This window comes from Pseudomonas sp. FW305-28, assembly GCF_017351395.1.
Lineage (GTDB): Bacteria > Pseudomonadota > Gammaproteobacteria > Pseudomonadales > Pseudomonadaceae > Aquipseudomonas > Aquipseudomonas fluorescens_AA.
This window is the reverse complement of the sequence record NZ_JACNDD010000157.1, coordinates 1-14,712: the sequence shown is the minus strand read 5'-3', so window position 1 is coordinate 14,712 and position 14,712 is coordinate 1. Positions and strand designations below refer to the sequence as shown.

Annotated in this window: 12 protein-coding genes; all 12 read right to left on the bottom strand. The window is 62.6% G+C overall.

Annotated features, from left to right (window positions below):
• A partial coding sequence (locus tag J4E53_RS26005) for an ABC transporter permease (RefSeq protein WP_207268211.1) occupies nt 1–786 on the bottom strand: 786 nt, incomplete at its 3' end.
• 149 nt (nt 787–935) lie between these two features.
• Entirely contained in the window at nt 936–2,489 is a 1,554-nt protein-coding gene (locus J4E53_RS26000) for a sugar ABC transporter ATP-binding protein (RefSeq protein WP_060741740.1), read from the bottom strand.
• Between the two features lie 74 nt (nt 2,490–2,563).
• Complete coding sequence (locus tag J4E53_RS25995; RefSeq protein WP_060741739.1) at nt 2,564–3,490, bottom strand: sugar ABC transporter substrate-binding protein; 927 nt, start codon at nt 3,488–3,490, stop codon at nt 2,564–2,566.
• 51 nt (nt 3,491–3,541) lie between these two features.
• Nucleotides 3,542–3,694, bottom strand: coding sequence for a hypothetical protein (locus J4E53_RS25990; protein ID WP_177431741.1), 153 nt, complete (start codon nt 3,692–3,694; stop codon nt 3,542–3,544).
• A gap of 134 nt (nt 3,695–3,828) precedes the next feature.
• The gene (locus J4E53_RS25985) at nt 3,829–4,890 is read right to left on the bottom strand and encodes a Gfo/Idh/MocA family oxidoreductase (RefSeq protein ID WP_103310793.1); all 1,062 of its coding nucleotides are present in this window, start codon (nt 4,888–4,890) and stop codon (nt 3,829–3,831) included.
• Nucleotides 4,891–5,174: 284 nt separating this feature from the next.
• Nucleotides 5,175–6,185: a Gfo/Idh/MocA family protein gene (locus tag J4E53_RS25980; RefSeq protein ID WP_060741737.1), complete on the bottom strand. Its 1,011-nt coding sequence runs from the start codon at nt 6,183–6,185 to the stop codon at nt 5,175–5,177.
• Nucleotides 6,186–6,214: 29 nt separating this feature from the next.
• On the bottom strand, nt 6,215–8,146 hold the full coding sequence (gene iolD / locus J4E53_RS25975) for a 3D-(3,5/4)-trihydroxycyclohexane-1,2-dione acylhydrolase (decyclizing) (protein ID WP_103310795.1): 1,932 nt from the start codon (nt 8,144–8,146) through the stop codon (nt 6,215–6,217).
• A gap of 151 nt (nt 8,147–8,297) precedes the next feature.
• A complete protein-coding gene (locus J4E53_RS25970) occupies nt 8,298–9,119 on the bottom strand; it encodes a TIM barrel protein (protein ID WP_060741735.1) in 822 nt (273 codons plus the stop codon).
• 33 nt (nt 9,120–9,152) lie between these two features.
• Complete coding sequence (locus J4E53_RS25965) at nt 9,153–10,655, bottom strand: CoA-acylating methylmalonate-semialdehyde dehydrogenase (protein ID WP_103310797.1); 1,503 nt, start codon at nt 10,653–10,655, stop codon at nt 9,153–9,155.
• A 28-nt stretch (nt 10,656–10,683) separates the two neighbouring features.
• Nucleotides 10,684–11,493 carry a 5-deoxy-glucuronate isomerase gene (iolB, locus tag J4E53_RS25960; RefSeq protein WP_103310799.1) on the bottom strand — a complete coding sequence of 270 codons (810 nt, stop codon included), beginning with the start codon at nt 11,491–11,493 and terminating at the stop codon, nt 10,684–10,686.
• A complete protein-coding gene (gene iolE / locus J4E53_RS25955) occupies nt 11,490–12,380 on the bottom strand; it encodes a myo-inosose-2 dehydratase (RefSeq protein WP_103310801.1) in 891 nt (296 codons plus the stop codon). Before iolE ends, iolB begins: the two co-directional genes overlap by 4 nt.
• A 159-nt stretch (nt 12,381–12,539) precedes the next feature.
• Nucleotides 12,540–14,477, bottom strand: coding sequence for a bifunctional 5-dehydro-2-deoxygluconokinase/5-dehydro-2-deoxyphosphogluconate aldolase (gene iolC, locus J4E53_RS25950; RefSeq protein WP_103310802.1), 1,938 nt, complete (start codon nt 14,475–14,477; stop codon nt 12,540–12,542).
• Between the last annotated feature and the right edge of the window lie 235 nt (nt 14,478–14,712).

Below are 14,712 nucleotides of genomic sequence, written 5' to 3'. Positions count from 1 at the left end.
CATGCCCGCCTGCCCGGTCGCCGCTCGCGCCGAAGCCACCACGCCGGCCAAGCCCGCCAGCAACCCGGCAATGCTGTAGACGATCACCAGGTGGCGCTTGACGTTGATGCCCGAGGTCCGCGCCGCCTGCATGTTGCCGCCAATGGCGTAGGTGTACTTGCCGTACTTGGTGTAGCGCAGGGCGATGTGGAAGATCACCGCCACCACCAGGAAGATGATCACCGGCATGGCGCCATGGCCGATCGCGGTGTAGGAATCGGACAACATGCTCACCGGCTGGCCTTCGGTGTAGTAGCGCGCCAGGCCACGGGCCGAGACCATCATGCCGAGGGTGGCGATGAATGGCGGGATGCCGGTAATGGCAATGATGCTGCCGTTGATCGCCCCGGCCAGCAGCCCCACCCCGAGCCCCGCCACCACCGGGATCCACACCGGCAAATCCGTCAGCGAGGGAAACACCGCCCGGGCGAAGTCCGAGGTCTGGGCCAGGCTGGCGGCGATCATCGCCGACAACGCCAGCACCGAGCCGGACGACAAGTCGATACCGGTGGTGATGATCACCTGGGTCACGCCGATGGCCAGCAGGCCGATGATCGACACTTGCAGGATCATCAACACCAGGCGCTGGGAGTTCATCAGGAAACTCTGGTCACGCATGATCCAGCCGAACATTTCGAACACCAGGCCGATGCCGATCAGCACCAGGAAGATGCTCAGTTCCGTCGGCAGGCGCCGCCGGGACCTGGTCGGTGCTGCCGCGGGTTTGTTTTCCAGTATCGCGTTCATAGCCATTCACCTTTTTATTCTTTGTCCAGGGCGCTCGTCGCCGCTGGGCGCCGCCGTTGCTCTTGAACAGGGCCGCTTCGCGCCCCAGCGGGAGCAAGCTCCCTCGCCACGGGAATATTGCTCGATGTCACTTCTCTACCAGCAGGCAATCAGGACAAGCCCGAAGCCAGTTGCATCACTCGTTCCTGGGTCGCTTCGCTGCGGTCGAGGGTGCCCATCAGGTCACCTTCGTGCATCACCATCACCCGGTCGCTCATGCCCAATACTTCCGGCAGTTCCGAGGAAATCATGATCACCGCCATGCCTTCGCTGGCGAGGTAGGAAATCAGCCGATAGATCTCGGCCTTGGCGCCCACATCGATGCCGCGGGTCGGCTCGTCGAGAATCAGGATGCGCGGGTTGGTCATCAGCCAGCGCGCCAGCAGCGCTTTCTGCTGGTTGCCGCCGGACAAGGTATCGATGCACTGTTCCAGCGACGGGGTCTTGACCCGCAGCTTCTTGCACATGTCCTCACACAAGGCGCGCAGGGCTTTCTGCTGGATGAAACCGTTGCCGACGTAATGGGGCAGCACCGCCATCTCCATGTTCTCCAGCACCGACAGGCACGGGAACAGGCCGCTGAGCTTGCGGTCCTCGGTCAACAGCGCGAAGCCCTTCTCGATGGCCATGTGGGGGTCGCTGATGCGCACGGGTTGGCCGTCCAGCCGGATCTCGCCGCCAGTGCTCGGGGTCACGCCGAAAATCGCCTCGGCCACGTTGGTCCGGCCCGAGCCCATCAACCCGGCGATGCCCAGGATCTCCCCGGCATGCAGGTCGAAGGACACGCCTTTGAAAATGCCGTCCAGGCTCAGGTCGCGCACCGACAGCACCAACTCACCGATGGGTTGCTCCCGCACCGGGAACAACTGGCTCAGTTCGCGCCCGACCATCATCGAAATCAGGCTGTCGCCATCCATGCTGTCGGCCCGTTGCAGGCCGATGTAGGCGCCGTCGCGAAACACCGCCACTTCATCGGCGATGGCGAACACTTCGTTCATCTTGTGGGTGATGTAGATGATGCCCTTACCCTGGGACTTGAGGTCGGCAATGATCGAGAACAGGTGGGCGACTTCGGTCTCGGTGATGGCCGAGGTCGGCTCGTCCATGATCAGGATGTCGGAGTCATACGAAACGGCCTTGGCAATCTCCACCATCTGCCGCTCGGCGATGCTCAGGTTGCCCACCTGCTCCTCGGGATCGAGCTTGATGCGCAGGCGCTCCAGCAGCCGGGCGGTGCAACGGTGCATCTCGCCATGGTCGACCATGTGCAGGCCGTTGAGCTGCTCGCGGCCGATCCAGATGTTTTCGGCGATGCTCATGTGGGGCATCAGGTTCAGTTCCTGATGGATCATCGCGATGCCGGCCTGCAACGCCGCCAGCGGCGTGTCGAACGTCACCGGCTTGCCGCGCAGGCGCAGTTCACCGGCGTCGGGCTGATAGATGCCGGCGATGATCTTCATCAAGGTCGATTTGCCCGCACCGTTCTCGCCCATCAGGGCCAGCACGGAACCGGGGCGTACCCGCAATTGAACATCGGACAGGGCCACCACACCGGGAAAGCCCTTGCTGACATTGACGACTTCCAGCAGGTACGGCTCATCAAGTGATACATCCGGCTGGAAAGTCATGGCCGGGGCGCTCGAAGCAGTCGCTGAAGCGAACATGATCAGGTACTCCCTCGGCAAGGTCGGCGTTGCAACCTTGCCTGCTTATTGTTGTGGTGGGACCGGGTTGAACGTCACTTGAACTGATCGACGTTTTCCGGCGTGATCAGGCGGTACGGCACCCAGACAGCCTGCTCGACCGGCTGCTTCTTGACCATTTTCACCGCCGTGTCGATCGAACCATCGGCCTGGCCCTTGGCGTCCTGGAACACCGAGACCGCCATTTCGCCTTTCTTGATCGCGTTCAAACCGTCCGGCGTGCCATCGACCCCGGCAATCAACACGCTTCCTTTCTCGGTGCCCGCTTGCTTGAGTGCCATCGCGGCGCCAATGGCCATCTCGTCGTTGTTGGCCACCACCGCCTGGAACTCGCGTCCCTGGGTCAGCCAGTCGTTGACCAGGGTCATGCCCTTGTCGCGCAACCAGATGCCGGTCTGTTCCTGTTCGATCTTGATGCCCGGGTACTTGGCCAGCACGTCCTTGACGCCCTTGGTGCGGTTGGCGGTGGAGTTGTTGGCCAGGTCACCCAAGAGGATCACGATGTTGCCCTTGCCGCCCATTTTTTCAGCCAGGTATTGCATCTGCATGCGACCGGCTTCCAGGTCGTCGGAGGCCACGGTGACCACGCCTTCCGGTAACTTCGGATCGTCCGGGCGGCGGTTGACGTACACCAGCGGGATGCCGGCCGCCACGGCGGCCTTGGTGATGCGCTGGGTCGCGGCGGTGTCCACCGGGTTGACGATGAGCGCATCGACCTTCTGGCTGATGAAGCTTTCCACCTGGCTCAGCTGCTTGACCACGTCGCTGCGGGCATCTTCGAACTGCAGGGTGACGCCGTCCGGCAGGGACTTGGCTTTCTTGTCCATGGATTCGCGCAGGTAGGTCAACCAGGTGTCATCAAACTGGGACATGCTGACGCCGATCTTCAGGTCCGCCAGGGCAGCGCCGCTGGTGAGCATCAACGACAGGGCCAGCGAGGCGATACGGGTCTTGGTCTTCATGAACGGTCTTTCTCCACTTTTTTGTTGGTTTTATGGATAAGGCGTAGCGGATCAGGAACGGGGCAAGCGCACGATGGGCGCGCCGGGCATGCAACAGACCACGGCGCCGTTGCGCTGGATACACAGGGATTCGAACAGAGGAAAGGCTGCGGACAGGCGCAGCAGACGTGGCAGGTGAAACGCAGAGCGGCTGAAGGTTTTCATCGACGGTACCTAGCTGTGTTTCTTGTTTTTGTTTCGTCTGTCATCCGTTCAAGGCTGGCTTGGCGGAAGACAAACAGGGTTGTCGGTAACCTGGAATCGACTTTATTGGAAAATATTTTCCATATCAACTGATTTTAGAATTTTATTCGTTTTTTTATTCCATGACCCACTGGAGTGGACAACCGCACCACTTCGCCCTGCCCGGCACTCTGCCTGGCGGCGTCGAGGATGCGGGTGGTCGCCAACGCATCACGGGCCTCCACCGGCAGCGGGCCAGTGCCCTGCAACGCGCTTTGCAAGTGTTGGTAGAACGTCAGCCAGCAGCCACGCTCCGAGGTCACCCGCTCGCGCTCGGTGCCGTGTTCGAACCAGCCCCAGCGCCGATGTTCTTCAGCCCCCCAGCGCTCGCCCTCGGTCGCTGGGCTCAGGCCGGCCAATGCCTGAGCCTCCTGCCCGTCCAAGCCGTCGACGGTGTAGCAGCCCTGGGTGCCGTTGACCCGAAAGCGCGGACGCGGTGCGTTTTGCACGCAATTGCCGCTCAAGTGGGAGACTACGCCGCTGGCATGAGTCAAGGACATGAAGAAACCGTTGTCGAACACCTGGTCCGGCTGTCGGTAGTCCAGCTCGGCGTAGACCCGCACCACCGGCCCGAACAGTTGCAGCGCCTGGTCCACCAAGTGGCTGCCCAAATCGCGCAGGAACCCACCACCGCTGCCTTTGCCTACCGAGGTTGGCGAATAACGTTCGACACTCGACTCGAAACGAATGACTTGCCCGAGCGCCCCGGAGGCCAATAGTTTGCGCAGGGTCAGGAAATCCGAATCCCAGCGGCGGTTCTGGTACACGCTCAAGGGCACCTTGCGACGTTCGGCGGCCAACACCATCGTCTCGGCCTGCGCGGCGTCAGGGGCGAACGGTTTGTCGCTGACCACCGCCACGCCGAGTTCGATGGCCTGCATCACAATGGCCGGGCGACCGTCCAAAGGCGTGGACACCACCACCGCATCGACACCGGCCGCTACCAATTGTTCGAGGGTGTCGAAGGCCTGGGCCTGCGGGTGATCGCTGGCCAATTGTTGGCGGCGCTCGGCGGACCGGGTCACCACGCCGACGAACGTAGCCCCCGGCAGACTGCTGATCAGCGGCGCATGAAAGAACCGCCCACCCTTGCCGTAGCCGACTAGTCCGATTCGCATGAAAGCTCCTTGTTAATCACTGAATGAATGCAATCCCTGTGGGAGCTGAGCTTGCTCGCGAAGACGGCGATACATTCAACATTGATGTCGACTGACACTACGCCATCGCGAGCAAGCTCAGCTCCCACCATTTGACCGAGTACCTTTGAGGGAACGCAGTCGACTGTGGGAGCGGGCTTGCTCGCGAAGACGGCGGACCAGCCTTCATCAGGTTGACTGACCCACCGCTATCGCGAGCAAGCTCGCCCCCACCATTTGACTGCACACCCACAGGGGGATTGGGGTTAGCCGTAGAAACGCGGGCGCTCGGGCAGCTCGACCTTGACGATCTGCCCGCTCTGCTGCGCTTCGACACAGGCATCCGCCGCCACCGCCGCCGCAAACCCATCCCAGGCCGATGGCCCACCCACTTGCCCGGCACGCACACCGTCGATGAAGGCCTGCAACTCGACGTCATAAGCGGCGATGAAGCGGTCCTTCCAATCCATCAGGATCGCATTGGACAGCTTGGCGCCGCTGCGCAGTTGCACCTGGGACGGTTCCGGCAGCTTGGCGATGCCGGTCTCCCCCACCACTTCGCACTGGATGTCATAGCCGTACTGGCAATTGACGAACACCTCGACGTCGATGCGCGTGCCCCGGGCGGTTTCCAACAGGACGATCTGCGGGTCCCGCAAGTGAGCCAGGGCCTTGCTGGTCTTGCGTGGGAACACCACCTGCACCGACACGTAGTCATCGGCCAACAACCAGCGCAACACATCCAGCTCGTGGATCAAGGTGTCGGTGATCGCCATGTCGGTCTTGTAGTTCTCGCCCACGCTCGGGTTGCGGTGGGCGCAGTGCAGCATCAGCGGCTCACCGATCTGGCCACTGTCGATCACCGCCTTGAGCGCCCGATAGCCTTCATCGTAGGGGCGCATGAAACCGACTTGCACCAGGCGCTTGCCATGGGCCACTTCGGCCTCGACGATCTTGCGGCAACCTTCGGCCGTGACCGCCAGTGGCTTTTCACAGAACACCGGTTTGCCCGCCGCAATCGCCGCCAGCACGAATTCTTCATGGCTCGGGCCCCAGGAGGTGACAAGGATCGCCTCCACGTCCGGCGCCTTGATCAACGCATGGCCGTCAGGGTAGACCTCGGCGGTCAGCTTGAGATCGGCAACGACCTTGGCCGCTTGTTGCAGGTTGATGTCGGTCACCGCCACCACCTGGCTGTTGAGCAAGGTCTGGCTGCAACGACGGATATGGTCCTGGCCGATGGCCCCGGTGCCGATGACGCCCAGCTTCAAAGACATGTAGAACTCCTTTCGTAGGGTTGGGGCAATCAGTATTGACGGGCCTTGGCCAGTCGTTCATTGAGGGTCTTGGCGACGGCATCGGTGCGGGCGCTGGTGGAGACTTGCGCCACGCCCACACGCCACCACGACAGGTAGCTGTGAATCATGGTCTTGGGCAGGACCTTGATGTCGATCAAGGTGGAGACCGTCTGGCGCCGCGCATCCGCCAGGGCCGCGCGCAGCTCCTCCAGGGTCGTCGCCTTGTAGGTCTTGCAGCCGTAGGCCGCGGCACTCATGGCGAAGTCCACCGGCACGAAGGCGCCGTCGAGCTTGCCGGTGTCCGGGTTGCGGAAACGGAACTCGGTGCCGAAGCTGTCCATGCCATTTCCCATCTGCAGATTGTTGATGCAGCCGAAGGCCATGTTGTCCAGCAGCACCACGTTGATCTTGCGGCGCTCCTGGATCGAAGTCGCCAGTTCCGAGTGCAGCATCATGTAGGAGCCATCGCCCACCAGGGCGTACACCTCTTTATCGGGCTCGGCGAGTTTCACGCCCAAGGCCGCGTTCACCTCATAACCCATGCACGAATAGCCGTACTCGACGTGATAGGTGTTCACGCCCTTGCTGCGCCAGGCGCGCTGCAAGTCGCCGGGCAAGCTGCCGGCGGCGGCGACGATAATCGCATCGTCGGCCAGGGTTTCGTTGAGGGTGCCCAGCACGCGGCTCTGGGTCAGGCAGGAACCGGTGAGTTCGATGAATTCGCGAAACACCGCCGGATCCATGTGGTCGTCGATTTCCGGGAGGAACTCCTCGGCTTGATAATCGGCCTGGTAGATCCGATCGACCTCGGCGCCCAACTGGGCCTTGGCGTCGGCGATCTGCCCGCCCCATTCAGCGCGATAGTCGCCCAGCGCGGCGGACAGTGACTCCAGGCCCGAGCGGGCGTCGGCCAGCAGCTGCACGCCGTCGAGCTTCAAGGCGTCGCAGGGGCTGATGTTGAGGTTGAGGAACTGCACATCCGGGTGCTGGAACAACCATTTGGAGCCGGTGGTGAAATCGCTGTAGCGCGTGCCGATGCCGATGATCAGGTCGGCTTTCTTGGCCAGCAGGTTCGCCGCCAGGCAACCGGTTTCACCGACGCCGCCGACGTTCAGCGGGTGGCTGGACACCACGGCGCTCTTGCCGGCCTGGGTCTCGGCGAAGGGAATGTCGAAACGCTCGGCGAAGGCCTGCAACGCGGCGTTGGCACCGGAGTAGCGCACCCCGCCGCCACAGATGATCAACGGTCGGCGCTTGCCCTTGAGCAGCGCCCGGGCGTCGCCGAGCATTGCCTCGGTGGCCGGACGGCGGTCGATGCGGTGCACGCGTTTTTGCAGGAAGTAGTCCGGATAATCGTAGGCTTCGGCCTGTACGTCCTGGGGCAGCGCCAGGGTCACCGCGCCGGTTTCAGCCGGGTCGGTGAGCACGCGCATGGCCTGGATCGCCGCGGTCATCAACTGCTCGGGGCGGTTGATGCGGTCCCAGTATTTGCTCACGGCCTTGAAGGCGTCGTTGGTGCTGATGCTCAGGTCGTGAAACTGTTCGATCTGCTGCAGCACCGGGTCCGGCTGGCGACTGGCGTAGACATCGCCGGGCAATAGCAGCAGCGGAATGCGATTGGCCGTGGCGGTGGCCGCGGCGGTCAGCATATTCGCCGCACCAGGGCCCACCGACGAGCTGCAGGCGTAGATCTTGCGCCGCAGGTGCTGCTTGGCGAACCCGATGGCGGCATGGGCCATGCCCTGCTCGTTGCGGCCCTGATGGACCACCAGGTCGCCGCTGTCCTGCTCCAGCGCCTGGCCCAGGCCCAGCACGTTGCCGTGGCCAAAAATGGTAAACACCCCGGCGACGAACTTGCTCTGGACGCCATCGACCTCGATGTACTGGTTATCGAGGAATTTCACCAGGGCCTGGGCCATGGTCAGTCGTGTTGTGGTCATGCTTGCACCTTTTCAAACGCAACTCGGTCAAGTGTGGGAGCGAGCTTGCTCGCGATAGCGGTGTGTCAGGCGACGCATGCATTGATTGGGGCGCCGTCATCGCGAGCAAGCTCGCTCCCACAAGGGGTTCTCCATCATTCAGGAAGTCGGGTCAGGCCTGTGAGCTTTGCAGGTGATTCATGCTCGCCCCCAACGCCTGGCGAATGTCGGCCAGTTCATGGACGCTCTCGGCAAACGGTTCGAAGGACAGGTAGCCCTCGTAGCCCCCGGCCCGCAGCGCCTCGATCTGCGCGGCATTGCCAAGAATGTCAGCCGCGCCCACCAGCACCCGGTGACCGTCGCGAATCGTCGCCAAGGGCGCCTGGGCATCCTCGACGCCGGAGATGTGCACCAGCCCGGTCAGTTCGGGAAAAAACGCCTGCTCCCCCGCCAGATGATGGTGAAAGGTGTCGTGCACCAGGCGGAACACATCCAGCCCGCCGATGGCCTGGATCGCGTCCACTGCCGTGCGCTTGCGCCGCAGCGAGCACTCTTCGAAACCCAGAGGCTCGATGAAACCGTAGATGCCAAAGGCGCGTAGGATCGGCGCCAGTTCGCTAAGGGCCGTACGCAGCCCTGCGGCGCGCTCGGCTTCGCTGCGCGGGTCGGCGCGGTCATTGAGCGGGCACATCACCAGCCCTTCGGCGCCGCATTCGCGGGCGTAGTCGGCCAACCTCACCGCTTGGGTCCGACGCTCCTCGTTCCACACGTCGAAGGGGTACAGGGCATTGATCGACAACACCTTGATGCCCCTTTCCTCACATAACTCGCGCACCCGACCGGGCGGCATGCCGTCTTCGATCTCGACACCCTTCAGATCGTTGCGGATCTCGATGGCATCGGTTCTCAACGCCAGCGCCAGGTCAATGAATTCGGGCAGTGACAGGCGCGGGGCAACCATTCGATTCAAGGCAAAACGCAGGGGCTTATTCATTGTTGTTCTCCCTCCGGCACTGTAAAAAACGGGTTATTGGGCAGTCGGCATGCTGAACTCGGGCCCCTTGGCGATGCTGTCGGGCCAGCGCTGCATCACGCTTTTGTAGCGGCTGTAGAAGCGCAGCCCTTCTTCACCGTAGGCATGGTGATCGCCGAACAGCGAACGCTTCCAGCCACCAAAGGAATGCCAGGCCATGGGCACCGGGATCGGCACGTTGATGCCCACCATGCCGACCTTGATGCTGCGGGCGAACGCCCGGGCGATGCCGCCGTCACGGGTGAAGCACGACACGCCGTTGCCGAACTCATGAGCGTTGATCAGCGCCACCGCCGTGGCGAAATCCGGTACACGGACAATCCCCAGCACCGGCCCGAAAATCTCTTGCTGGTAGATGCTCATCTCGGCGGTAACCTGGTCGAACAGCGTCGCGCCGACAAAGAACCCCTGCTCGGCCCCCGGCACCTTCAAACCACGGCCATCGACGATCAGACGCGCGCCCTCGGCCACGCCGGCGTCGATGAAACCTTCCACCTTGGCCTTGTGCTCGGCGGTGACCAGCGGCCCCATGTCGGTGCCGGGCTGCTGGCCGTTGCCGATCTTCAGTTGATCAATACGGGGCAACAGTTTGGCAATCAATTCATCCCCCACATCCCCCACCGCCACGGCGATGGAAATCGCCATGCAGCGTTCGCCGGCCGAGCCGTAGGCCGCACCGATCAACGCGTCTGCCGCCTGGTCGAGGTCGGCATCGGGCATGACGATCATGTGGTTCTTCGCCCCGCCCAGTGCCTGGACGCGCTTGCCGTGCGCCGTGCCTTGCTGGTGGATGTACTCAGCGATCGGTGTGGAGCCGACAAAGGAAATCGCTTCGATGTCCGGGTGCTGCAACAGCGCATCCACCGCCACCTTGTCGCCTTGGACAACGTTGAACACGCCATCCGGCAGACCGGCTTCCGTCAGCAAGCGGGCCATCAGCAAACTGGCGGACGGGTCGCGCTCCGAAGGCTTGAGGATGAAGCAGTTGCCGGCGACCAGCGCCAGGGGAATCATCCACAAGGGCACCATCACCGGGAAGTTGAACGGCGTGACCCCGGCGCAAACACCCAGGGGCTGGCGCAGGTTCCAGTTGTCGATGCCACCGCCGATATTGTCGCTGAAATCGGTCTTGAGCAGGTTCGGCGCACCGCAGGCGTACTCGACGATCTCGATGCCCCGGGTGACTTCACCGTGGGCGTCGGACAGCACCTTGCCGTGTTCACGGCTGATGATCTGCGCCAGTTCGTCGTGATGCCGATCGAGCAATTCCTTGAACTTGAACATCACCCGCGAACGGCGCAGGGACGACTGCTCGGACCAGGCCGGGAACGCCGCCAGCGCCGAAGCCACCGCTGCGTCAACGGTACTCGGTTCGGCGAGGGCCACCCGGGCCTGCACCGCACCGGTGGCCGGGTTGAAGACATTGCTCAGGCGCGCGTTGTCGCTGGCCTGAATTCGACCGTCGATGTAATGGCCTACTACCGGGGCGTCGCTCATTGCTTGTTCTCCCTGCGTATGTGTGGGGTCAGAGATCCAGCAGCCAGCTGTGCTGCGGATCGTTATGGAATTGCCAGACCCGCTTCGGGCCGGCCATGACGTTCAGGTAATACGACTCGTACCCGTAGGGCACACTGACCGGGTGATAACCCTTGGGCACCACCACCAGGTCACTGTTTTCCACGGCCATGGCCTGGTCGATGCTGCGGTCGTCGGTGTAGACCCGCTGGAACACGAAGCCTTGGGACGGGTTGACCTGGTGGTAATAGGTCTCTTCGAGGAAGCTCTGGTGTGGCAGGTCGTCGGTGTCGTGCTTGTGCGGCGGGTAACTCGAGGAGTGCCCCGACGGCGTGCGCACTTCCACCACCAGCAGCGAGTGGGCCGGTTCGCTGTCCGGCAGAATGTCGCAGACATAACGGGTGTTGGCGCCCTTGCCGCGCACGCTGCGCTTCATGCTCTCCGGGTGGATCAGTCGTGGGCCGTATTCGTTACGCGCCGAACCCGGCGCGGCACACACCGCCACCTGCACATCGCTCAGGGCAGTGACCTGGGCCTGGCTGCCCGGTGGCAGGTAAGCGGCATAGGGTGACTTGTCCTCGAACACCGACTGGCGATCACCCAGGTTGTCCCAATCGAAGGCGCCCTGCCCCGGCGCTTCGCCCTTGAGGCTGATGCGCCCGCTGAGCAGCACCAGGCACAATTCCTTGTCGCCAGCGGCCACCGGTAGGGTTTCACCGAGGCTCAAGCGATAGGCGGCGAAGCCGACGTACTCCAGTTCTCCACGGGGCAACTGGACCATGGTCTGGCCCTCTGGATGGCTTTTGATCAACAGGCTCATGACGCACTCCTTTCCAGCAAGGCACGCAGGGTGTCGTAGCCCTTCTTGGCGTAGGCATAACTCGGCGCTACGGCAGGATCCTGCTCGGCTTCCACCACCAGCCAACCTTGGTAGTCGGCGGCCAGCAGCACATCGAGCAACGCGGCGAAATCGATATCGCCATCCCCCGGCACGGTGAAGGTGCCGTTGATGATGCAGTCGGGGAAGCTCCAGAGGTTATTGCGCGCCAGTTGCACCACTGGTTTGCGCACGTCCTTGAAGTGCACATGGCAGACCCGTTCGATGTGTTTGCGCAGCACCTGCAACGGTTCGCCACCGCCCATGTAGCAGTGACCCGAATCGAACAACAGGCCCACTTCGCTGCCGGTCAGGGCCATCAATTTGTCGATGTCCGCGGGTGACTCGACATAAGCGCCCATGTGGTGGTGGTAGGCCAGGCGCACGCCTTGGGACAAGGTGAAGCGCGCCAGTTCGGTGAGTTTGTCAGCGTAGGCTTGCCAGGCTTCGTCGGTGTGAAAACGCGGCCGCTCGACCAATGGAATGCGTTGGCCTTGAATGGAATCGGCGACCTCGCCGTACACCAGCACGTTGGCGCCGTTCTGCGCCAGCAGCTCGACGTGGCTGGCGATCGCATCGATCTCCTGCGCCGCCGAACGCCGGGCCAGGCGACTGGAATACCAGCCGGAGACCAGCGCCAGGTCGTACGGCCGCAGCACATCGCCGACGCCCTTGGCGTCCTTGGGGAACTTGCCGTTGAGCTCGAAGCCTTCGTAGCCGATGGCTTTGCCTTCACTCAGCGCGGTACTCAACGGCGTCTCGCCGCCCAATGATGGCAAGTCGTCGTTGCTCCAGGAAATCGGGTTGATGCCAATTCGAATAGCGGGCATGGCTGCACCTTTTATTGTTTTTTCATAACCATTGAAGGCGGCAATGAACCCTGTGGGAGCGAGCTTGCTCGCGATAGCGGTGGGTCAGGCGACTGATTGTCAACTGTCAGTCCGCTATCGCGAGCAAGCTCGCTCCCACAGGTTCAGTATTCACAATGTCTAACTTCGCGCAGCACGCCAGGCCTCGATCAATTCCACAAACCGGCCCTGCACCTGTTGGATCAGCGTTTCATCATCGATTTCCCCGGCCAGCCAGGCCCGGCTCGGTTCCTGGAAGATCGTGCGGCCCACGGCGAAACCACGGCAGGTGCTGCTCTGGCTGGCCTGGCGAAACCCTTCGGCCAACGCGGCGGCCGGGGCGTTGAGGCCCAGCAGGACCACGCCACGGCAATACGGGTCGCGCTGTTGGATCAGCTCATCGAGCTGCTGCCATTCATCCGCGCCCTGGGCTTCGATCTTCCACCACGCCGGGAAGATGCCCAGGTTGTAGAGGCGCTTGAGGGCGCGATAGAGCACGTCCGGGTGCGGCGATGGATGATCCTTGGGCGGAATGACTTCCAGCAGCAATTCATGGCCGCTGGCCTGGGAGGCCTTGTACAACCCCATCAATTGCGCCTCTTGCTCCAGGCGCAGCAGCGGTTCGTCGTCCGGGTGAAATTGCACCAGGCACTTGATGATCTGCTCCTGTGGCCAGGCGATCAGGTTGCTGCCAATGGAGCGCCCATGCTCGAAGGCCAGTGGCCGCGAACCCTGCACTTCCACCGGCCGCGCCACCCACCAGCCGCGGCCGGTGGCAGCGTTCAGCGAATCCTGGCCGAAGCGCTGGTCGGCCAGCAGACCGACGTCGGCCTCGATGCCCTGGTGCCGCAGGTCGGCTTCGACCCGTGCCACCGCCTGGATGAACAGTTGCTTGAGTTCGCCGATGCTGCTCAACTCGCGGCCGCCCTTCTGGGCCAGTTCCACCAGCTGTCCACGATGGTCGAAGGCGAAGATGAACAGCTGTTTCCAGGTCTTGCGGGGCACGCTGACCTGATGCAAGCGTTGCAGCACGACATCCTGGTCCGGCCGGGTGATGGGCACCGGGCTGTCGAACAAATAGTCGAGTTCGGCCCGGGTCGGCATTGCCGGGGCGCAGGCATGGCGCGACACCACCAGCCCACCGCAAGCATTGGCCAACTGGCAGCAGCGCTCATCGCTGGCATCCTCCAGCCAGCCGGCGAGAAATCCGGACATGAACGCATCGCCGGCGCCCAGTACATTCAAGACTTCGACCCGCACGCCAGGGTAAATGGCGCCGTCTTCGAGCCGGGCCGGAATGGCACCATGGATCACTGTGCAGCCCTGGGGGCCGAGCTTGACCACCAGGGTCGCCACCGTCAGCGAGCGCACGGTACGCAGCGCGGTCAGCAGATCTTCACTACCACCGGCGATGAGAAACTCTTCTTCGGTGCCGACGATCAGATCGAAACGCGGCAGGATGCTCTGCACGTGCTGGCTGACTTTCTGGTCGGCCACAAACCGCGTTTCGCCATCGGCCTTGCTCGCCAGGCCCCAAAGCACTGGCCGGTAATCGATGTCGAGGACCCGCTTGACCTGATGTTTTTGCGCATAGTCCAGCGCCTGGATACTGGCCTTGTAGACGCCGTCGGTGGAGAAATGCGTGCCGGTGATCAGCAAAGCCTTGCTGGAAGCAATGAAGGTTTCGTCGATGTCTTCGGCGCGCAGCGCCATGTCGGCGCAGTTCTCCCGATAGAACACCAGGGGAAAGGTTTCCCGGTCCTTGATCCCCAGCAGGACCATGGCCGTCAGACGTTCGGGATCGACCTTGATGCCGCTGACATCGCAGCCTTCGCGGGCCAGGGACTCCACCAGGAAGCGGCCCATGTGGTCATCGCCTACCCGGCTCAACATCGCCGACCTGAGGCCCAGGCGCGCCGTGCCGAACGCGATGTTGGCCGAGGAACCGCCAAGGTACTTGGCGAAGCTCGAAACATCTTCCAGGCGCGCGCCGACTTGCTGCGCGTAGAGGTCGACGCCCAGGCGTCCCAGGCAGATCACATCCAATTGACGCCCACTGGCAAAACGAGTCTGGCCCATGCTGGCTCCTGTTATTTTTATCAGCCTGCGCTTGTCGCCGACACCGGCGCCAACGCTGTTGGTGAGTGCAGACTAAAACGAGCAGCGCGCAATAATCAATAATTATTCTATAAATTTTTTACGTGGAATATTTTTTCCAATACGCTATGACCAAAGCGAACCAAACGCAGTGCATCGTTTCAGCACCTGCTGCAACATTTGTCCGCCCATGATTTTCCCTGCGCCTACGCTGTAG

Coding starts and splice junctions, on each gene's coding strand:
- J4E53_RS25980 (WP_060741737.1), bottom strand. CDS start 6,185: ATGTCTTTGAAGCTGGGCGTCATCGGCACCGGGGCCATCGGCCAGGAC.
- iolD (WP_103310795.1), bottom strand. CDS start 8,146: ATGACCACAACACGACTGACCATGGCCCAGGCCCTGGTGAAATTCCTC.
- iolB (WP_103310799.1), bottom strand. CDS start 11,493: ATGAGCCTGTTGATCAAAAGCCATCCAGAGGGCCAGACCATGGTCCAG.
- J4E53_RS25965 (WP_103310797.1), bottom strand. CDS start 10,655: ATGAGCGACGCCCCGGTAGTAGGCCATTACATCGACGGTCGAATTCAG.
- iolE (WP_103310801.1), bottom strand. CDS start 12,380: ATGCCCGCTATTCGAATTGGCATCAACCCGATTTCCTGGAGCAACGAC.
- J4E53_RS25990 (WP_177431741.1), bottom strand. CDS start 3,694: ATGAAAACCTTCAGCCGCTCTGCGTTTCACCTGCCACGTCTGCTGCGC.
- J4E53_RS26000 (WP_060741740.1), bottom strand. CDS start 2,489: ATGTTCGCTTCAGCGACTGCTTCGAGCGCCCCGGCCATGACTTTCCAG.
- J4E53_RS25985 (WP_103310793.1), bottom strand. CDS start 4,890: ATGCGAATCGGACTAGTCGGCTACGGCAAGGGTGGGCGGTTCTTTCAT.
- iolC (WP_103310802.1), bottom strand. CDS start 14,477: ATGGGCCAGACTCGTTTTGCCAGTGGGCGTCAATTGGATGTGATCTGC.
- J4E53_RS25995 (WP_060741739.1), bottom strand. CDS start 3,490: ATGAAGACCAAGACCCGTATCGCCTCGCTGGCCCTGTCGTTGATGCTC.
- J4E53_RS25970 (WP_060741735.1), bottom strand. CDS start 9,119: ATGAATAAGCCCCTGCGTTTTGCCTTGAATCGAATGGTTGCCCCGCGC.